Origin of the sequence: Mycobacterium sp. UM_WGJ, assembly GCF_000455125.1 — a bacterium.
GTDB lineage: Bacteria > Actinomycetota > Actinomycetes > Mycobacteriales > Mycobacteriaceae > Mycobacterium.
Genome location: NZ_AUWR01000001.1, coordinates 67,243 through 86,718 on the forward strand (window position 1 = coordinate 67,243; position 19,476 = coordinate 86,718).

Genomic DNA, 19,476 nt, shown 5'->3' on the forward strand with positions numbered 1-19,476 from the left:
TTCCGTGACCTTAGTGGTCGCGCTGGCGCCACCGGCCACCGCGACGCCGAGCGACCAGACCAGCGGGGTGACCCTGTCCCAGACCTCGGTCGACGGCCGAGACTACTTCCTGCGGGAGATCACCATCGAACCCGGCGGCAGCACCGGCTGGCACTGGCATCCCGGCACCGTCTTCGGCGTCGTGCGACAGGGCACCTTGACCCATCATCGCGCCGACTGCAGTCTCGACGGCAGCTACGGACCCGGCGATCCGATCACCGAACCCGGCGGGCCCGAGCATGCCCACATCGGCCGCAACCTGGGGTCGACTCCGGTGGTGCTGCAGGCGGTGTACCTGTTGCCGATAGGCGCCCCGCTCTTCGAGGATGCGCCCGACCCCGGTTGCGGTTACGCCTGACCGGTCCCTGAAGCTGCTCAGCCCAGCCGGCGCAGCCGCGGCTCCAGGTCGGTCTTGAACAGCTCCAGGAAACGGCGCTGGTCGTGGCCGGGTGCGTGGAACACCAGATGGTTCAGGCCCCACTGCACGTACTCGCCGACTTTCTCCACGGCCTCATCGGGGTCCGAGGCGACGATCCAGCGTTTGGCGATCTGCTCGATCGGCAGCGCGTCGGCGGCCTTCTCCATCTCGATCGGGTCGTCGATGGAGTGCTTCTGCTCGGCGGTCAGCGACAGCGGCGCCCAGAATCGAGTGTTGTTCAGCGCCAGGTCGGGATCCGGGTCATAGGAGATCTTGATCTCGATCATCTTGTCGACGCCGTCGACGTCGCGTTCGGCGATGGCCGCGCCCTCGCGCACGGCCGGCATCAGCTTCTCGGTGTAGAGCTCCTCGCCCTTGCCGGAGGTGCAGATGAAACCGTCGCCGACGCGCCCCGCGTACTTCGCCACCGCCGGCCCCCCGGCCGCGATGTAGACCGGCACTCCGGACTCCGGGACGTCGTAGATCGAGGCGCCCTTGAGCTTGTAGTAGTCGCCGTCGAAGTCCACCCGGTCACCGCGCCACAGTTCGCGCATCAGCCGCACCGACTCACGCAGCCGCCCGAACCGCTCCTTGAACTCGGGCCACTCGCCGGTGAAACCGGTGGCAATCTCGTTCAAAGCCTCGCCGGTGCCAACCCCCAGAAAGATCCGCTGCGGATACAGGCAGCTCATCGTCGCGAAAGCCTGCGCGATGACGGCGGGGTTGTACCGGAAGGTCGGGGTCAGCACCGAGGTGCCGAGCTGGATCTTGCTGGTCCGCTCGCCGACCGCGGTCATCCAGGCCAACGAGAACGGGGCATGCCCGCCTTCATGCCGCCAGGGCTGGAAGTGGTCGCTGACGGTGGCGCTGTCCATCCCATGCGCTTCGGCGGCTACGCCGAGCTCCACCAGCTCCCGCGGCCCGAACTGCTCTGCCGATGCCTTGTACCCGAGTTTTAGTTCCGCCATTCCACCTTTTCTACTCTCCCGCCGCCTTTCTAAACTCACGGGCATGGGTGAGAAGCTCGTCGAGCTCGTTCCGGTGACCGAACGGGTGTACTTGGCCCGCGGTGAAGCCGTCAACTGGCTGCTGGTCACCGACGACAGCGGAGTCATGTTGATCGACGCCGGTTACCCCGGCGATCGCGCCGACGTGTCGGCGTCGCTGGGCGCCTTGGGCTATCGCCCGGCCGATGTGCGGGCGGTGTTGCTCACCCATGCCCACGTCGACCATTTCGGTGCGGCGATCTGGCTCGCAAAGACCCACGGCACCCCGGTCTACTGCCACGCCGACGAGGTCGGCCACGCCAAACGCGAGTATCTGGAGCAGGTTTCACCGCTGGCGTTGGCTCCGCGACTGTGGCGGCCGAGCTGGGCACTGTGGAGCGCGCACGTGGTGCGCAGCGGCGGCCTGAACCGGGAGGGCATCCCGTCCGCACAAGCGCTGACCGGCGAGATCGCCGCCGGACTGCCCGGTCAGCCGGTCGCCATCCCCACCCCCGGCCACACCCGCGGGCACTGCTCGTACCTGGTCGATGGCGTGCTGGCCAGCGGGGATGCGCTGATCACCGGTCATCCGGTGTTGTCGCACAGCGGGCCGCAGCTGCTGCCGGAGCTCTTCAGCTACAGCCAGCAGGACTGTCTGCGCAGCCTCAGCGCGCTGGCGCTGCTGGAGACCGAGGTCTTGGCACCCGGTCACGGCGATGTCTGGCATGGGCCGATCAAAGAGGCCGCCGAGGCCGCAATCGAGCGTGCCAGCAAATATTAAGGTCACGATCGGATAAGTGCTGATCCCGCAGATTAAGGACGGCCCTTACCGAATCGCTCCGTACATGTGGAGTGATTGCCGCCAAAAGCTGCGGCCAGTGCAGGAACGATGGCTGCAAGCGTCAATCGTGTGCCCCAGGACACATGGCGTGCACTCCAGCCGCGCGTACCTTGGGCTCCGGACGGGAACTGCATTCCACACCCGGAAGGAAAATCAATGTCGAAAGCCCACGGCTTCACCATGTTTCACCGGCTCGGCCTCGGTGCCGGACTGCTTGGCGCCACCGCCGCCGCCCTGGTCGTCGCGCCGTCGGCGTCTGCGGCACCGGACTGCAGTCCAGCTGGGGTATCCCACACCGTGAACTCGGTGACGGGTTCAGCGCGGCAGTACCTGGCCGCTCACCCCGGCGCCAACGCGGTGGTGAATCAGGCCATCGGCGCACCGCGGCCACAAGCCGCCGCGGATGTGCGCAGCTACTTCACCGCTCACCCCCAGGAGTACTTCGAACTGCGGAACATCCTGGCGCCCATCGGCGAGACGCAACGGCAATGCCAGACCACGGGCCTGCCGCCCGAGTTGGCTTCGGCCTACGCCGAATTCATGGCCGGATAGCGTCGGGCGGTCAGCGCCGGGCGGCCGCAACGTAGCGGATGGCCGCCGGAGCGCCGTCGAGTTCACGGTCGGACAGCCGGGGCAGCCGGGCCGCCGCGAACAGGTCAGCGATACCGGATTGGCTGGTGGCCCAGCCGCTTTCGGTGAGATGCCGCACGACGTCGGTGTGCTCTCCGGAATAGAACGGGCCGGGCCCGGTGAGGCTCAGGCCACGCCGGCGCCACCGCTCGACGAGTGATTCGTGATGGACGGCCTGCGGCCGGCTCGGTGGCACCGCGTGATCAGCGGCGAGCCGGCTGCCAGGCGCGCTGAGCGCAGTGACGCCGTCGAGCAGACGATTCTGCGCATCGGAGGGGACGTACCAGACCAGCAACCCCTCGATCACCCACACGGTGGGCGCGGCGGCGTCAAAACCCACCCGGCGCAAAGCCGCCGGCCAGTCGCCGCGTAGGTCGACGCCGACCGCGCGACGGTTGACGCTCGGCGTGGCGTCCCAGGCCCGCATGGTGCTGGTCTTGAAGTCCACGACATGCGGATGGTCGACCTCGAAGACGATGGTCTCCGGCGGCCACCACAGCCGATAGGCCCGGGTGTCGAGCCCCGAGCCCAGGATCACCGCCTGCCGGATGCCCGCGCGGGCGGCATCGGTGAAGAACGCGTCGAAGAACAGGGTCCGCGCCGCGGAGAACTCGGCAAACCGGGGAAATCCCCCGTCTCTGCCGAGCCGGCTGATGTCGAGGTCCCCGTCGGCCACCCGGATGCAGAACTCCAGGCCGACCTTGTGCACCAACGGCGCTGCGAACGGGTCGTTGATCAGCTCGCGCGACACCGCCGCGGCCCGTGCCGCCGCCAGCACAGTGGCCATGACGCCCGCGCCGCTGGCCAGGCTCCCGGCGTCATCCTGCTCGTTCGGCGCCGTACTCACGGGTCCCCACCGCGACGGCACGACGTCAGTGTGTCCTTCTGCCGGCGGGAGCGCCGTGCACCACCGCGCGGACCGCGTCGTCTATCCCGCTGGCCGCGGCGAAGAGCATCTCGTCGCCGGCCTGCAGCGCCTCGGTCGCCCGCGGCAGGATCACCCGGTCACCGCGCTGCACCGCGACCAGCGCCGCGCCGTCGGGCAGCACGATGTCACAGACCTGCCGACCGATCAGCGGGTTGTCCTCGGGCAGAGTCAGTTTCGTCAGGCTGGCCTGACCGCGCCGCAGGCCCATCAACGGGACCAGGTGCCCGACGTCGATGGCGCCCTCCACCGCGGCGACCATCGCCCGTGGGGTGGAGACCGCCACGTCGATGCCCCACTCTTCGGTGAACAGCGGCTCGTTGCGGGCGTTGTTGACCCGAGCCACCACCCGGGCCACCCCGAACTCCGCCTTGGCCAGCAACGCGGTGGCCAGGTTGGCCTTGTCGTCACCGGTGGCAGCGATCACCACATCACAGATCTCGATGCCGCATTCCCGCAGCGCACTCAGCTCGCAGGCATCCGCGAGGAGCCACTCGGCTTCCGGGACGGTATGGGGCTGGTAGTGCGCCGGGTTGCGTTCAATCAGCAGCACCCGGTGACCGTCGCCGATCAGTTCTCGCGCGACCGACCGCCCCACCGCGCCGGCGCCGGCGATCCCGATGCGCATGCTGGCTCCCCTCATCCCCCGCCGCTCCGGGCGTAACACAGTCGTGACAGCGCTACTGATTTACTGACAGATAACACGAACCCGCCGACTTTGAGCGAATCACATAGGCGGGTCCGACCGCCACCAACAGCCCGAACGGGGATCAGATGAGCCTGGAACAGCTCTACCTGGCTCTGTTGATCGGGGGCTTGGTCCTGCTGGCCAGCATTATCGCCACCCGCGCGGCGGATCGGGTCGGGCTGCCCAGTCTGTTGCTGTTCCTGCTGGTCGGTGTGGCGATCGGCAACGACGGGCTGGGCCTGGATTTCTCCGACGTACAACTGGCCAGTGACCTGGGCACCACCGCGCTGGCCGTGATCCTGGTCGAAGGTGGTTTGACCACCCGGTTCGCCAACATCCGTCGGCTGCTGGCGCCGGCGGCGGTGCTGGCCACCGTCGGCGTCGTGGTCAGCATGGCGGTGATCGCGGTGGCCGCGCACCTGCTGCTGGGTATCAGTTGGCAACTGGCGTTCCTGCTGGGTGCGATCGTCTCCCCGACCGACGCCGCGGCGGTGTTCTCCATCCTGCGGGTGCTGCCGCTGCCCAGACGGGTGGCCGGCCTGCTGGAGGCGGAGTCCGGTTTCAACGATGCCCCGGCGGCCATCGTGGTGCTGATGCTGAGCACGACGCCGCTGGTGATCGACCCCGTCCACGCCATCGGCGGGGTGTTCTATGAGCTGGTGGCGGGCTCGGCGATCGGCCTGGCCGTCGGGCTACTCGGCGCGATAATGCTGCGCCGGGCGGCCTTGCCGGCGTCCGGTCTGTATCCCTTGGCGACGTTCGGACTCGCCATGGTGGCGTTCGCGGCGGCGGCGTCGTTGCACTCCAGCGGATTCATCGCCGCCTACCTGTCGGGTGTGGTGCTGGCCAACTCCGGCCTGCCGCACCGCGCGGCCATCCGCTCGTTCGCCGAGGGGCTGGGCTGGCTGGCGCAGATCGGGCTCTTCGTGTTGCTGGGCCTCTTGGTGAGTCCGAGCCAGTTGTCCGGCGAACTGATCCCGGCGCTGATCATCGGTGCGGTGCTGCTGCTGTTGAGCCGGCCGGTGTCGGTGGTGGCGTCGCTGATCTGGTTCAAGGTGCCCTGGCGTGAACAGATCTTCCTGTCCTGGGCGGGACTGCGTGGCGCGGTCCCGATCGTGCTGGCGACCTTCCCGATCGTCGAGGGCGTACCGGACAGCTACCGCCTGCTCAACATCGTGTTCATCCTGGTGGTGGTCTACACGGTGGTGCAGGGCCCCAGCCTGGGGTTGTTCGCCCACTGGCTACGACTGATCCCGCGCGACGCCACCCGCGAGATCCAGGTCGAGGCGGCGCCGCTGGACGTCTTGGAGGCCGAGCTACTGACCATGACGGTGCAGCCGGGTTCGAAACTGCACAACGTCTCGGTGCTGGAGCTGCGGCTGCCCGACCCGAGCGTCATCACGCTGATCATTCGCAAGGGCGACACCTTCGTGCCGCAGCCCGACACTCGGATCACCATCGGCGACGAGCTGCTCATCGTGACCACCAGCAAGACCCGCTTGTCCGCCGAACGCCGGCTGCGAGCGGTCAGCCGGCGCGGCAAGCTGGCCCACTGGTTCGACGAGTACGGCGATAACGAGTAACCCCGTCGCGGTGACCCTGCGCTGGGAGCGGGGGCCACTCGTACTCTTGCGCCCTCAGCGCGGCGTCAACGAGAGAAGGTGAGCAGCGGGATCGCCGTCTCAGCCGGGGTGAGCCCGCCGTGGAAGCCGATGAGTTGTGCCGTCTGCGGCGGCTCGTGTTCGGTCGCCAGTATCGCGGTGTCGCCGGTACAGGTCACCACGAGGTCGCCGATACGTGCCAGATGCCCGTCCCGCACCGGCCCGAATACCCCTGAGGCGACGGCCTGTTCGCGGGTTTGCACCAGGGCGCGCCCGGCCAGGCGTTCGGTCCAGGCCGCCAGCACGTCGGCTGTCGCGCCCGGCTCGGTGTGCAGGTAGCGCACCCGCGGCTCACCGGCGACCACCCGGATTCCGGCCCGCAACGCCGGGTCGGCGTCGAGGTCGATGCGGGCCTCATCGGGCACGTTGAGCCCGCCGTGGTCCGCGGTCACCAGCAGCGCCGTGTCGCGCGGCAGCTCCTCGAGGAGATGCCGCAGCAGCGCATCGACTTTGGCGGCCGCGGCGTGCCAGTGCGGTGAGCCGATTCCCGACACATGCGCGGCGTGGTCGAGTGCTGCGGTGTAGCCGTAGACCAAGCCCGGCGCGGCCAGCTCCGCGGCGACCCGCCGCGCGTAGGGTTCGCCCTTGGCCACCGGGCGAAACTCCGCGCCCCGGTAGGCGGACTCGGTCAGCCCACTGCCGACGAACATCTCCGGCAGCACGGCGCGGGCCGCCACGCCGGCGTCGCGCAGCCGCTCGAACCAGGTGGGCACCGGCTGCCAGAGCGCCGGCGGCGGCTCGTCACCCCAGAAGATGTGCGTGAGCACCTGATCCGTTCCGGGGACATTGACGGTGAAGCCCAGCACGCCATGCTCGCCCGGGGGTACGCCGGTGCCCAGCGAGACCAGGCTGGTCGGTGTGGTGGAGGGGAACGTGCAAGACAGTTCGGTCAGTTGACCGGTGCTACCGGCCAGCACCGAGGCCAGCAGCGGGGCGTCCCGCGTCAGCTGCGGCAACAGCTGGTAGCCCAGCCCGTCGACCAGCACCACCGCCACCCGTTGCACGCCACCGACGCGCTCGCGCAGACCGAGCGTGTCGGTCGCGCCCGAAACTCCAAGCAGCGCGGCCAAGGACGGCAGGATGTCGCAGATCGAACCGGGCACCGGTTCAGCCTGCCATCGATCGGCGCCGCGCTGCAGCCCAGGAGCTAGCTGACGCCGTCGCCCTCGGCTTTCGGCAGATCGGCGCCGGGCTTGGCAGCGCTGGTGTTCGACTTGGTCTTGGTGTTATTGCCGCCCTGGGCACCTGAGCCGTTACCGCCACCGCCGGAACCACCGCCGCCGTTGCCTCCGCTGGGCATGCTGAGCTTGGGGAAGCTGGTGGAGTTGTTCGAGTTTTCCGAGTCGCCGGTGTGATGCTCGCCATTGGCAGGTGTCGGGGTGGTGTCGCCGGAGTTGGTGTCGGTGGGCGTGCCCGGGCTGGACTCGGTGGCCGGTTCTGGACTGAGTTGCCCTGGCTCGCCGTGCAACAGCTGATCGAGTTCTGCCAGCGGGTCCTGCAGGACTCCGGAGGCGGCCAGGTCCACCGAGCCCGCCGGAAGGTCGGCCACGTCGACAGGGTCGGGGCCGGCACTCGCCGCGCCGATCACGATGTCGAGTAAGTCCTCGAGGTCGGCGTGCGCCGCCGGTGCGACCAGCAAGCAGAATCCGGCGGACACAATCGTGGCCGTCACACGGGCCGCCGCCCGCTGCCCTCGGCTCAAGCCGCCACCCCGGGGACCGCTCATCCGTCCAGACCTTCCTCGATGAACCTGGCCCGGCGACGCTCCGCCAGGCCGAGGACGAACGTAGTCGTTTATCGCTCATTTACGCGACCCGGAAAGCCCGTTGAATAACAATGTTCAAAAAGCGTTCACTTTCCGTCACCGCTCCAGCCACCACCCCCTCGAGACGCGGCATTTCCCCTGGTAAAGCCCGGAATTGAGATCGGCGTCACAAAGGCCGTGGCCAAACACACGGCGAATAATTCGGCTACCCACATAAAAGGGCCCACGGCTCCTATCTTTTATTGAAGATCGGCCATCTGCGGGATATAAAAATCAGCACGAGCGATAAGCGTCACCAACGGGCTCACCGCGTCCGTGCGGCGAACCACCCGTGCGCCGACAGTCAGCGGGTTAGCGTTCGTGGCGTGGACACACCCCCAATCGATCTCGGCTCCTGGATCGCCCGGCGGGCCGCCGCGACGCCGAACCTCCCCGCCATCACCTACGGCGAAATCACCTGGACCTACCTGGATTTCGCAAATCGGATCGACAGGCTGGCGGCCGAGCTGGCCGCCGGAGGGATGCAGCGCGGGGACCGGGTCGGCTACGCGGGCCTCAACCACCCGGACTTTCTAGTCACGTTGTTCGCCGCGGCACGGATCGGCGCCTCGTTCGTGCCACTGAACTGGCGACTGACCGCCGATGAGTTCGGCTACATCCTGGGCAACGCGCAGGTACACACCCTGGTCGCCGATGCCGAGCGCGCCGCAGTGATCGATGCGGTGCGCCGACAGGCCGGCCTGCGCCGGGTGATCGCGCTGACGCCGGTCCCGGGCTGGGAGGTGCTCGACGAGCTGCTGGCCGAACGGGCGCCCCTGGCCGACCCGGTCTTCGCCGAGCCCGACGACATCGCGGTGATCATGTACACCTCTGGCACCACCGGGCACCCCAAGGGGGCCATGCTCACTCACGCAAACCTGTTCTGGAACAACATCAATGCCCTGCTGACGTTCGACACCAGCCAGCACGACGTGTCGCTGGTCTGCGCGCCGCTGTTTCACATCGGTGGGCTCAACGTCACCACGCTGCTGACCCTGCAGAAGGGCGGCCGGATCGTGCTGATGCCCACCTTCGATCCAGCCGAAGCGCTGCGACTCCTCGCCGAAGAACGGGTCACCACCATGTTCGGGGTGCCGGCGATGTTCTTGTTCATGAGCCACCGGCCGGAGTTCGCCGACACCGACCTGTCCAGCGTGCGCAGCTTCGTCTGCGGTGGCGCGCCGGTGCCCGAGCCACTGATCCGCCGCTACGCCGAGCGCGGCATTCCGTTCGCACAGGGCTACGGGCTCACCGAGACCGCCCCGCTGGCCTTGGTGCTGCGCACCGATGAGGTCGGCGTGAAAATCGGCGCCGCGGGCAACCAGGTACTGCCGCTGTCGGATGTGCGGCTTGTCGATCTCGAGAACCAGCCGGTGCCGGCCGGCACGCGCGGGGAGATCTGCGTGCGAGGGCCGCAGGTGATGGCCGGCTACTGGCGCAATCCCGAGGCAACCGCGGCAGTGATCGACGGTGAGGGATGGTTTCACACCGGCGATATCGGCCAGGCCGACGACGAGGGCTATGTCTGGGTGCTCGACCGGGTGAAGGACATGGTGATCTCCGGCGGCGAGAACGTCTACCCGGCCGAGGTCGAAGACGTGCTGTACGGACATCCGGCCGTCGCCGAAGTGGCGGTGCTGGGCACCCCGCACGAGAAGTGGGGCGAGGCGGTGACGGCCGTGGTGGTGCTGCGGCCGGGCGCCACGTTAGAGCTCGATGAGCTGCGAGACCACGCCCGGCAGAAGCTCGCGGCGTTCAAACTGCCGATCCGGCTGGAGTTCGTCGACGCCTTGCCCCGCACACAGTCCGGGAAAGTGGTGAAGTACCAGCTCCGAGAGGTGCTCTCCGGCCGACCAGACAGACAGTGATGTCACAGGTGACGCGCAGGTAGTAAGCAGCGCCCTTCCAGAGTCCTGCAGCTTTTGTTAAGTTCCGGTAAATTCCGGATCTGAACCCCCTGAATCTGGTTCGGCGTTATGGCCGCGACCGCTGCACCGAAGAGGTACCCAATGGCGCCCCAGCGCAAATCCGTTGCGTCCCAGCGCCGCCACCGCACTCTGGCAGCGAGCGCCGTGCTGACGCTGGGACTGAGCCCGGTGGGATTCGCGCCCACCGCCAGTGCCGATCTGGAAGATCTGCTCGACCCGAGCTACTGGATGGACCCGGCCAGCTGGTTCGACCCGGGCGATGTCGGCAGCGCGGTGTTCGACCCCAGCGCCCTGGGCCTTGGGGATCTGTCGAGTTGGTTCGACGGTCTGGGAGCGGCCGACTTCAGCTTCTCCACGTTCAGTTTCGATGACTTCGCGCAGAGCATCTACCTGGATCTGCACACCGGCATGCAGGACTGGATGTCCAGTTCCTTCGGGCAGCAGATCGGCGATCTGATCAATCCGATGTTCGCCTCCGACTCCGTGTGCGGACTGATCTGCAACGGCCTGGCCGGCACCGAGGACGACCCGACCGGCGGCGGCGGTGGCTGGCTGTTCGGCGACGGCGGCGCGGGCTATGACTCCGATGTGGCCGGAGTGGCCGGCGGCAACGGCGGCGCGGCCGGGTGGTTCGGCAACGGTGGTGCCGGCGGTATCGGTGGCGCCGGCGCCGACGGCGGTGACGGCGGCACCAGCGGAACCCTGATCGGGATCGGCGGCGCGGGCGGCCAGGGCGGCGATGCCGTGGCCGGAGGGGACGGCGGTAACGGCGGCGACGGTGGCGGTGCGGCCGGAAAGTGGTTCTCCTTCGGCGGCGTCGGCGGCAACGGCGGGGCCGGGGGCGATGCAACGGACGGCGCCGGCGGGGCCGGTGGTCACGGCGGCAACGGGGGTACAGCGGTCGCGAACGGCCCGACCGCCGGCGGCTCGAAACCGTCGGTCGGCGCCAACCTGTTCAAGATCGGCGGCGCCGGGGGCACCGGCGGTGCCGGCGGTAGCGGCGACACCGGCGGCGCGGGCGGCAACGGCGGCGGCGGCGGTCTGTCGTGGACGCGGTACGGCGGGGTCGTCGGCGGGGCGGCCGGTGACGGTGGCATCGGCGGCGCCGGCAACGATCTGGGCGGCGCGGGCGGCACTGGTGGCCTCGGCGGCGGCACCTTCTCGCTGTTCGGTGGCACCGGCGGGCAGGGCGGCACCGGCGGCGCCGGGGGTGCCGTGGACGGCGACGGCAGCACCGCGGGGGCCGGCGGCACCGGTGGGCAGGGCGGCACCACGTTCGCGATCTTCGGCGGTAACGGTGGAGCTGCCGGCGACGGTGGTGCCGGTGGCGCCGCCGACGGCGACGGCAGCACCGCGGGAGCGGGCGGTAACGGCGGTGCCGGCGGGCTCGGCGGATTCCTGTTCGGCGGCACCGGCGGCAACGCCGGCGACGGTGGTGTCGGCGGTGCTGTCACCGGCGCCGACAGTGCCGCCGGCGCGGGCGGCAACGGCGGCACCGGTGGACTTGGCGGCTTCTTCAGCGGCGGGCAGGCGGGTTCCGGCGGTAACGGCGGCACGGGTGGCGCCAGCAGCGGCACCGGTGGCATCGCCGGTGCCGGCGGTGACGGCGGCGGCGCCGGCTCGCTGGCCAACTTCTTCAGTTCACCGGATCAGATCATTACGGCGTTGACCCAGATCTCGACAGTCAACGGCAAGGACCCCGCGGACCTTCAGGAACTCCTCGACAAGGTCGCCGAGCTGTCCGGCAACCCACTGTTGTCGCTCACCTCGGGCAGCGGACTTTTCGGCGGTTCGGGAGCCGATGGCGGTGCCGGCGGGGCCGGAGGATTCGCCAGCGGTGACGGCGGCCACGCCGGGGACGGCGGCGACGGTGGCGTCGGCAGCGCCGGCGGCGGCCTCCTAGGAGGCTCAGGTACGCCCGGCAGTGGTGGCGCCGGCGGTAATGCCGGCGACGCCAGCGGTGCCGGTGCGGTCGCCGGCAACGGCGGCAGGGGCGGCGACGGCGCCTCGGCGGGCCCGCTCTCGGGCAGTGGCGGTAACGGCGGCAATGGCGGTACCGGCGGAAACGGCAGCGACGGCGCCTCCGCTGGCTACGGCGGCAGCGGCGGCAGCGGCGGAAACGGTTCGTTCCTAGGCGGCAGTGGAGGCGCCGGCGGTGCCGGCGGGTCCGGGGGCACCAGCGGCGGCGGCGTCGCCGGCCAGGGCGGTGCCGGTGGCACCGGCGCCACCGGCTTCGGTGACTTCTTCAGTGCGCTAGGCAATATCGTCAACGGCGGCGCTCGACCGGATATCGGTTCGGGCGGCGGCGGCGGTGGCGGCGGTGGCGGTGCTGGAATCGCCGGCACCGGCGGCAACGGCGGCGACGGCGGCGACGGGCTGCAATCCGCCGGTGGTGCGGGCGGCGTCGGTGGTGCCGGTGTCGACGGCGGGACCGGAGGCACTGGCGGGATCGGCGCCCAGGGCGGTTCTCTGCCTTCCCTGACCGACGGCACCGCCGGCGGCAATGGCGGCGCCGGTGGCGCGGGTATCGGAGCCGGGAGTGTCGGCGGCAACGGTGGAGACGGCGGCGTCAGCACCACCGCGCAGGGCGGTACCGGCGGCAACGGCGGCACCGGACTGGACGGCGGTACCGGCGGAAACGGCGGGCGCGGCGGTAACGCGGGTACCGGCGGCGCCAGCCGCACCTCGCCTGGCGATGACTCGACCGACACCATCACCGTGCCCGGCGGTGTCGGCGGAGCCGGCGGCAACGGCGGCAATGGAGGTACCGGCACCGCTGCGGCCACCGGCGGTGACGGCGGCGCCGGGGGCAACGGCGGCAACGGCGCCGACGCCACCGAGACCGGCCCCGGCGGCGCCGGCGGCGCGGGCGGCACCGGCGGCACCGGCGGCCAGATCGGCCCGAACGGCGACGGTAGCGGCGGCGTCGGAGGCAACGGAGCCGACGGCGGTACGGACGGTGTGGCCGGTGCGGCGGGCGGAGCCGGCGGCAGCGGTAGTGCCGATGGCACGCCGGGTGCGCCTGGGACGCCCAGCGCGCCTTCCGACAGCGCAAGCTGACCTGATCCAAGCCACGCTCTGGGTGGCAGGATGAACGAATGGCAACCGGCGCCGCCTCTGATACCCCGGCCTTCAACCCGATCGATCCGCTGAGCCTGGACACCCTGCTCTCCGACGACGAGATCGCGCTGCGCGACACCGTCGCCAAGTTCTGCGCCGAACACGTCATGCCGCACATCGCCGAATGGTTCGAGATCGGCGACCTCCCGGCCCGTGAACTGGCCCGGGAGTTCGGCAAGCTCGGGCTGCTGGGCATGCACCTGGACGGCTATGGCTGTGGCGGAGCGTCGGCGGTGCATTACGGACTGGCCTGCGTGGAGCTGGAGGCCGCCGACTCCGGCCTGCGTTCCCTGGTGTCGGTGCAGGGCTCGCTGGCGATGTATTCGATCTACAACAACGGCTCCGAAGAGCAGAAGCAGCAATGGTTGCCAGGCATGGCCGCCGGGGAGCTGATCGGCTGCTTCGGGCTGACCGAGCCCGACGTCGGCTCCGACCCGGCCGCCATGACGACCCGGGCCAGGCGCGATGGAACCGATTGGGTTCTCAATGGCCGCAAGATGTGGATCACCAACGGCTCCATCGCTGACGTCGCGGTGGTGTGGGCGGCCACCGACGACGGTGTCCGCGGTTTCATCGTGCCCACCGACACCCCGGGGTTCAGCGCCAACACCATCCACCACAAGCTGTCACTGCGCGCCTCGATCACCAGTGAACTGGTGCTCGACGACGTGCGCCTGCCGGCCGAGGCCCTGCTGCCCCAGGCCCGCGGCGTCAAGGGCGCGTTGGCCAGCCTGTCCGAGGCGCGCTACGGAATCATCTGGGGCGCAATGGGTGCGGCCCGCTCGGCCTGGCAGGCCGCCCGCGACTACGCCACGCAACGCACCCAGTTCGGCAAGCCGATCGCCGGCTTCCAGCTCACCCAGGCCAAGCTCGTCGACATGGCCCTCGAGCTTCACAAGGGACAGTTGTTGTCCCTGCACCTGGGCCGGCTCAAAGACAATGCCGGTCTGCGCCCCGAGCAGGTCAGCTTCGGCAAGCTCAACAACACCCGAGCCGCGCTGGAGATCTGCCGAACCGCGCGAACCATCTTGGGCGGCAACGGGATATCGCTGGAATACCCGGTGATCCGGCACATGGTCAACCTGGAGTCGGTGCTGACTTATGAGGGCACCCCCGAAATGCATCAATTGGTGCTCGGCCAGGCGTTCACCGGTCTCAGCGCTTTCCGCTGATGCGGCGCAACGGCCCCGGAAGGCAAACCTGGGCTTCCCTGATGAATTCTCACATGGCAGGCTTGTGGAAATGACGAGTCGCGAGGTTCTTGGGCAACGGGCGGCGGCATTCCTGGCGCTGCACCAACCGGGCAATCCGGTGATCCTGCCAACCGTGTGGGACGTGTGGTCGGCGAAGCTGGCCGTCGGCGCCGGATTCGCAGCGCTGACCATCGGCAGCAAGCCGGTCGCCGAATCGCTGGGCAAGGCCGACGGCGAGGGCATGTCGTTCGCCGAGGTGCTGGACCGAGCCCGCAAGATCACCGCCGCCGTCGATGTGCCGGTGTCCCTCGACGTCGAATCCGGTTACGCCGAGTCGCCGGACCGCCTGGTCGAGAGCCTGCTGGATGCCGGCGTGGCCGGATGCAATATCGAAGACTCGGTGCACAGCGAAGACAAGCGGCTGCGGTCGTCGTCCGAGCACGCCGAGTACGTGGCCGCGCTGCGGACAGCCGCCGACGCCGCAGGCCCACATCTGGTGATCAACGCCCGCACCGATCTGTTCCTGCGTAAAGACGGCGACGACACCGACCGGGTCGACCGGGCTATCGCGCGGTTGACCGAATGCGCGCAGGCGGGCGCGGACGTGCTCTACCCGGTCGGTTTCCATGACGCAGAAACCCTGCGCATCCTGGCCGAAGCCCTGCCGAAGCCGGTCAATGCACTCGCCGCACCCGATACCGCCGACCCGGCCTCGTTCGGCGCGCTCGGCGTCGCACGGATCAGCTTCGGACCGCTGCTGCAGGCCGCCCTGGGCAAGCACGCCGGGGAGGTCCTGGCCCGCTGGGCCTGAGCACATCCTTCCGCGCCGTCGACACCGAATTTGACACCTGTTAAGTTCGTCGTCGTGGACAACATTCGCGGTAAGACCATTGCCATCACCGGCGCCGCCCGTGGTATCGGGCTGGCCACCGCCACTGCCCTGCTGGCGCGTGGCGCTCGAGTCGTCATCGGCGACCGTGACGTCGCGGTTCTCGACAAGGCGGTCAAGCAGCTGAGTTCGGGCGGTCAGGTCAGCGGCCACCCACTGGACGTCACCGACCGCGAATCGTTCTCGACGTTCCTGGACAAGGCCCGTGCCGACGGTGACGGCCACATCGACGTGCTGATCAACAATGCCGGCGTCATGCCGGTCGGGCCGTTCCTCGACCAGTCACCCGAATCGATCCGCTCGGCGACCGAGGTCAACTTCTACGGCGTGCTCAACGGCTGCCAGTTGGTCCTCCCGGAGATGATCAAGCGCCGCCGCGGCCACATCATCAACATCGCCTCATTGGCCGGCATCGTCGCCGTGCCGGGACAGGTGCTCTACGCCGGAACGAAATTCGCCGTCGTCGGTCTGAGCACCGCGATGTCCGACGAGTTCGCGCCGCAGGGCGTCAACGTCTCTGCCGTGCTGCCCACCTTCACCAACACCGAACTGATCTCGGGCACGACACCGTCGGCAGCCCAGAAGCCGGTGGAGCCCGAAGACATCGCCGCCGGCGTCGTCAAGGTGCTCGACAAGCCCAAGACGCTGGTCTCGGTGCCCAGCTTCGGGCGTCGCGTCTCGATCCTGGCGAGCCTGCTGCCGGACCGGGGCCGTCGCTGGCTCAACAAGAAGACCCACAACGATACGGTGTTCTTGCAGTTCGACACCGCGGCACGCAAGGCCTACGAGGACCGCGCGCAGCACGCCACCGGCGTCGTCGAAGACGACTGAGCACCCCGGGGTCACTCCCCGAGTGATCCCGGGCAACTGCCTATCCCAGCGCCTGATCCAGGTCGGCGATCAGGTCGTCGGTGCCTTCCAGCCCGACGGAGATCCGCACCACCCCGTCGCCGAGTCCGATCGCGGCGCGCCCGTCGGGCCCCATCGCCCGGTGGGTGGTGGTGGCCGGGTGGGTGATCAACGACTTCACATCGCCCAGGTTGTTGGAGATGTCGATCAGTTTCAGTTTGTCCAGCAGCTCGAATGCCCGCTGCTTGGCACCACTGTGCGGCCCGTCGAGTTCGAAGGTGATGACGGTGCCGCCGCCAGACATCTGTTTGCGCGCCAACTCGTATTGCGGGTGCGACGCCAAGAAGGGGTAGCGAACCCAACTCACCGCGGGATGCTGCTCTAGGAACTCCGCGATCCTAAGCGCCGCGGAATTTGCGTAGTCGACCCGAATCGCCAGCGTTTCAAGGCCTTTCAACAAGATCCACGCGTTGAACGCACTCAGCGCCGGTCCAGTGTGTCGCATCAGGGTTTGCACCGGACCGTCGATGTAGTCCTGGTCGCCCAGAATCGCCCCGCCCAGGACGCGTCCCTGCCCGTCGAGGTGCTTGGTGCCGGAGTACACCACCACATCCACCCCCAGCGGTAGACCCTGCTGCAGCAGCGGGGTGGCGAAAACGTTGTCCAGCACCACTTTCGCGCCGGCGGCGTGGGCCAGCTCAGTGACCGCGGCGATGTCCACCAGCGACTGCATCGGGTTGGACGGCGTCTCGAAGAACACTGCCTTGGTGGGTACCGAAAGTGCCTGCTCCCACTGCGCCAGGTCCTCACCATCGACGAACACGGTTTCCACGCCCCAACGCGGGAGGATCTCGTTGCAGATCACGAAGCAGGACCCGAACAGGCTGCGCGCGGCGACCAGACGATCGCCGGCCTTCAACAGCGCACCGAGTGCCACGAACACCGCCGCCATGCCGCTGGCGGTGGCGAACGCCGCGGGGGCCCCTTCGATCAGGCGTAGTCGTTCCTCGAACATCGAGACCGTGGGGTTGCCGTAGCGCGAGTAGACGAATCGGTCCACCTCGCCGGTGAACGCCTGCTCCGCGGCGGCCGCGGAGTCGTAGACGTATCCCGAGGTCAGAAACAGCGCCTCGGCCGTCTCCTCGAACTGGGTGCGTAGCAGCCCGCCGCGCACCCCGATAGTGGCCGCGCTGACCCCGTCCGGCAGCGGTTTGGGGATGCGGACGGAGCGGGTCGGTCCCGCGTCGCTCATGACTGCGTCCAGGGCAGGCCGACTGCGCGCCAGCCGGTGCCTCCCCGGTGGCCGTGCTCATCGAGATTGCCCTCGAAGCCGTCCAGCACGTTGTAGGACGGCGTCAAGCCCAGTGCGGTACCGGTTTCGGCGGCCCCGATGGAACGGTTGCCCGAGCGGCACAAGAAGATCGCCGGCCCGCCGGCAACGCGCGCCGCCAGTTCACGGGAGAAGTCGCGGTTGGGCGTTCCATCGGAGTGAACCCACTCGATGCAGACCAGTTCGCGGCCCAGATCGGAGACGTCGGGCAGTCCGACGAAGCGCCATTCGGCGTCGGTGCGAACGTCGATGAGCGTTGCCGCCGAGTCGTCGCGCAGTATCGCCCAGGCCTGCTCAGGTGTGATATCTCCTGCGTAGCTCACCTGCGGAAGTCTCGCACCTGAACCAGGTCGACGCCACGGGGGGTCACGGCCACAGCTTGCCCAAAATGGTCGCCACCTGCGCCGCACGGTCCCGGGCGACCGCGGCGTCTGGCCCGGTGGCCAGCGCCAATCCCAGCCGCCGGCGGGGGTGCCCCTCGTGGTGGGAGAACACCACGACATCACTTTCAGTCACGCTGAGTGCATCGGCGACCACCGCTAGCCGGTCCGGCCCGGACTGGCCGTCCACCTCGGCAGCGGTACCGACGCGGCGGCGCGAATAGATCAGCCGAGCGGCGCCGGGCGAGACCATGATGGTGTCGGTCGCCAGCCCGAGGATCCCGCGCGCCTGCAACTCGAACCCCGAGAGCCGCTGGGTGCGCAACGTCAGCAGGTTGGCGTCATAGGGGCGCACATTGACCCCGGCGAAATACACCTCGTCGCCGTATACCAGGAGCTCCACCCCGAACAAGCCGCGTCCACCGAGCGCGCGAGCCACCCGCGCGGCGATCGACTTGGCCGCACCCAGCGCCACGGCGTTCATCGGGTGCGGTTGCCAGAACTCCACCGTCAGTTGCCCATTGGGCTCCTCGACACTGCGGTGGCCGATGGGTGCGCAGAAGTCCAGCGCCGGCCCGTCCGGACCGTCCCGATGCACAGCCAGCAGAGTGACCTCGCTGTCAAACTCCACCATGGTCTCGGCCAGCACCCGCGGCGGTGTCTCCGACGCGCTGGCCGCCACCGCGCGCTGCCAGGCGGGTTCGATGTCGCTGTCGCGGACCATCACCGAACGGCCCTCGCCGAGCGAGCCGCCCACCGGTTTGACCGACATCGGGTAACCGGCCCGCTGGGCCACCTCCCGGAGTTCCTCCACCGACCCGGCGAACCAGAACGGTGCCGTAGGCAGCCCCAACTCCTCGGAGACCAGCCGCCGCAAGCCCTCGGGGTCTGCGGCCAACCGGGCTCCGCGGATACCGGGCACCAGTTGGGTGACGCCGGTGTCGGTGGCCGCGGTCAACGCGTCGGTTGCCACCACCTCGGAGGCGACCACCACGAATTTCGGCTGCAGCCACCGGATAGCCGCCGCCAGTTCGTCGTTGTCGCCGAGATCGACCACCACGGAGCGATCCACAATGCCGTGCAACGCGGCATCGGCGTAGCGGTCGACGGCGATCACCTCGGCGCCGAGGCGCTGCAGCGCCGTCACCAGCTCGCGGCTGAGATCACCCGACCCGAGCAATGCAACGCGGGTACGGCTGGGACCGTCGACGGGCAACCGCTCGGTCGCCAACTCCCCCGGCTCGCCGTTCACCGCCCCACCCTCCCCGCGCCACGGCAATGTTGCATGCTGCTCCAGGATAGGGGGAAAGCCGACCGGGATGCAGCGACCGCGCACGCCGCGCTGTCAGGGCCTGCATCGGCGGGATCGCGACGATGGCGACGCTGAATCTGGACTAGCGGTCCTGGCGCATCCGAATAGAGTCAATCCCATGAGTGCACTGACCTCACCGAAGACCTACACGGGCCTGGCCGCCTTCCAGGCCGCCGACGCGGTGTTGTGCGCCATCCCAGCGCCGTTCATCACCACCGCGCTCGACACCGTCGGATGCCCGCAAGAGATCAGGCCGGTGCTGCCGATCGTCAAAGCCGCCTCAGCGGTCGGCCTGCTATCGGCACACCGGTTTCCGGGACTGGCACGGCTGACAACCGCGGCGTTGACGTTGTATTTCGTCCTGGCGGTCGGCGCGCACATCCGGGTCCGCGACAGCATCGCCAACACCGTGCCCGCCGCGTCGTTTCTGGCCCTGTTCGCGTCGATGACGCTGCGCGGACCACAGCGCAGCGGTTAGGGCTA

The 19,476-nt window shown here is 69.1% G+C and carries 18 protein-coding genes; 10 read left to right on the top strand and 8 right to left on the bottom strand.

Features of this window, described 5'->3' with window-relative positions:
- Positions 1 to 4 precede the first annotated feature (4 nt).
- On the top strand, positions 5 to 397 hold the full coding sequence (locus N416_RS0100320) for a cupin domain-containing protein (protein WP_231383940.1): 393 nt from the start codon (positions 5 to 7) through the stop codon (positions 395 to 397).
- Between the two features lie 17 nt (positions 398 to 414).
- On the opposite strand, the gene fgd is transcribed toward N416_RS0100320, so the two are convergent.
- The gene (fgd, locus tag N416_RS0100325) at positions 415 to 1,425 is read right to left on the bottom strand and encodes a glucose-6-phosphate dehydrogenase (coenzyme-F420) (protein ID WP_024440146.1); all 1,011 of its coding nucleotides are present in this window, start codon (positions 1,423 to 1,425) and stop codon (positions 415 to 417) included.
- Between the two features lie 43 nt (positions 1,426 to 1,468).
- Here fgd and N416_RS0100330 point away from each other — a divergent pair, with 43 nt between their 5' ends.
- On the top strand, positions 1,469 to 2,224 hold the full coding sequence (locus N416_RS0100330) for an MBL fold metallo-hydrolase (RefSeq protein ID WP_024440147.1): 756 nt from the start codon (positions 1,469 to 1,471) through the stop codon (positions 2,222 to 2,224).
- A 216-nt stretch (positions 2,225 to 2,440) separates the two neighbouring features.
- Positions 2,441 to 2,836 (top strand): heme-binding protein, encoded by a 396-nt coding sequence (locus N416_RS0100335; protein ID WP_024440148.1) that lies wholly within the window; start codon positions 2,441 to 2,443, stop codon positions 2,834 to 2,836.
- Between the two features lie 10 nt (positions 2,837 to 2,846).
- On the opposite strand, the gene N416_RS0100340 is transcribed toward N416_RS0100335, so the two are convergent.
- Together N416_RS0100340 and N416_RS0100345 are read right to left on the bottom strand one after the other, a co-directional pair.
- Positions 2,847 to 3,761, bottom strand: coding sequence for an SAM-dependent methyltransferase (locus N416_RS0100340; RefSeq protein WP_024440149.1), 915 nt, complete (start codon positions 3,759 to 3,761; stop codon positions 2,847 to 2,849).
- A 25-nt stretch (positions 3,762 to 3,786) separates the two neighbouring features.
- On the bottom strand, positions 3,787 to 4,467 hold the full coding sequence (locus N416_RS0100345; protein ID WP_024440150.1) for a TrkA family potassium uptake protein: 681 nt from the start codon (positions 4,465 to 4,467) through the stop codon (positions 3,787 to 3,789).
- Between the two features lie 146 nt (positions 4,468 to 4,613).
- On the opposite strand from N416_RS0100345, the gene N416_RS0100350 reads away from it, so the two are divergent.
- Positions 4,614 to 6,110 (top strand): potassium/proton antiporter, encoded by a 1,497-nt coding sequence (locus tag N416_RS0100350; protein WP_024440151.1) that lies wholly within the window; start codon positions 4,614 to 4,616, stop codon positions 6,108 to 6,110.
- Positions 6,111 to 6,175: 65 nt separating this feature from the next.
- Here the strand turns inward: N416_RS0100350 and N416_RS0100355 are convergent, their stop codons facing one another.
- Together N416_RS0100355 and N416_RS0100360 are read right to left on the bottom strand one after the other, a co-directional pair.
- Positions 6,176 to 7,291, bottom strand: a complete 1,116-nt coding sequence (locus tag N416_RS0100355; protein ID WP_024440152.1) for an alkaline phosphatase family protein — start codon at positions 7,289 to 7,291, stop codon at positions 6,176 to 6,178.
- A 44-nt stretch (positions 7,292 to 7,335) separates the two neighbouring features.
- A complete protein-coding gene (locus N416_RS0100360) occupies positions 7,336 to 7,914 on the bottom strand; it encodes a hypothetical protein (protein ID WP_231383941.1) in 579 nt (192 codons plus the stop codon).
- A gap of 404 nt (positions 7,915 to 8,318) precedes the next feature.
- Here N416_RS0100360 and N416_RS0100365 point away from each other — a divergent pair, with 404 nt between their 5' ends.
- The 5 genes from N416_RS0100365 to N416_RS0100385 all read left to right on the top strand — a co-directional run bounded on the left by N416_RS0100365 (position 8,319) and on the right by N416_RS0100385 (position 15,953).
- Positions 8,319 to 9,860 carry a long-chain fatty acid--CoA ligase gene (locus N416_RS0100365; RefSeq protein WP_036456812.1) on the top strand — a complete coding sequence of 514 codons (1,542 nt, stop codon included), beginning with the start codon at positions 8,319 to 8,321 and terminating at the stop codon, positions 9,858 to 9,860.
- A gap of 141 nt (positions 9,861 to 10,001) precedes the next feature.
- Entirely contained in the window at positions 10,002 to 12,980 is a 2,979-nt protein-coding gene (locus N416_RS23040; protein WP_051190130.1) for a PGRS repeat-containing protein, read from the top strand.
- Positions 12,981 to 13,018: 38 nt separating this feature from the next.
- On the top strand, positions 13,019 to 14,212 hold the full coding sequence (locus tag N416_RS0100375) for an acyl-CoA dehydrogenase family protein (protein WP_024440155.1): 1,194 nt from the start codon (positions 13,019 to 13,021) through the stop codon (positions 14,210 to 14,212).
- A gap of 70 nt (positions 14,213 to 14,282) precedes the next feature.
- Entirely contained in the window at positions 14,283 to 15,044 is a 762-nt protein-coding gene (locus N416_RS0100380; RefSeq protein WP_024440156.1) for an isocitrate lyase/phosphoenolpyruvate mutase family protein, read from the top strand.
- Between the two features lie 54 nt (positions 15,045 to 15,098).
- The gene (locus N416_RS0100385) at positions 15,099 to 15,953 is read left to right on the top strand and encodes an SDR family oxidoreductase (protein ID WP_024440157.1); all 855 of its coding nucleotides are present in this window, start codon (positions 15,099 to 15,101) and stop codon (positions 15,951 to 15,953) included.
- Between the two features lie 40 nt (positions 15,954 to 15,993).
- Here the strand turns inward: N416_RS0100385 and N416_RS0100390 are convergent, their stop codons facing one another.
- From N416_RS0100390 to purT, 3 genes are read right to left on the bottom strand one after another with little or no spacing between them, the layout of a single operon-like run.
- Positions 15,994 to 17,223 (bottom strand): O-succinylhomoserine sulfhydrylase, encoded by a 1,230-nt coding sequence (locus N416_RS0100390; RefSeq protein WP_024440158.1) that lies wholly within the window; start codon positions 17,221 to 17,223, stop codon positions 15,994 to 15,996.
- Positions 17,220 to 17,624 (bottom strand): rhodanese-like domain-containing protein, encoded by a 405-nt coding sequence (locus N416_RS0100395; protein WP_024440159.1) that lies wholly within the window; start codon positions 17,622 to 17,624, stop codon positions 17,220 to 17,222. Before N416_RS0100395 ends, N416_RS0100390 begins: the two co-directional genes overlap by 4 nt.
- A gap of 43 nt (positions 17,625 to 17,667) precedes the next feature.
- A complete protein-coding gene (purT, locus tag N416_RS0100400) occupies positions 17,668 to 18,933 on the bottom strand; it encodes a formate-dependent phosphoribosylglycinamide formyltransferase (RefSeq protein ID WP_024440160.1) in 1,266 nt (421 codons plus the stop codon).
- A gap of 178 nt (positions 18,934 to 19,111) precedes the next feature.
- On the opposite strand from purT, the gene N416_RS0100405 reads away from it, so the two are divergent.
- The gene (locus tag N416_RS0100405) at positions 19,112 to 19,471 is read left to right on the top strand and encodes a DoxX family protein (protein ID WP_024440161.1); all 360 of its coding nucleotides are present in this window, start codon (positions 19,112 to 19,114) and stop codon (positions 19,469 to 19,471) included.
- The last annotated feature ends 5 nt before the right edge of the window (positions 19,472 to 19,476 follow it).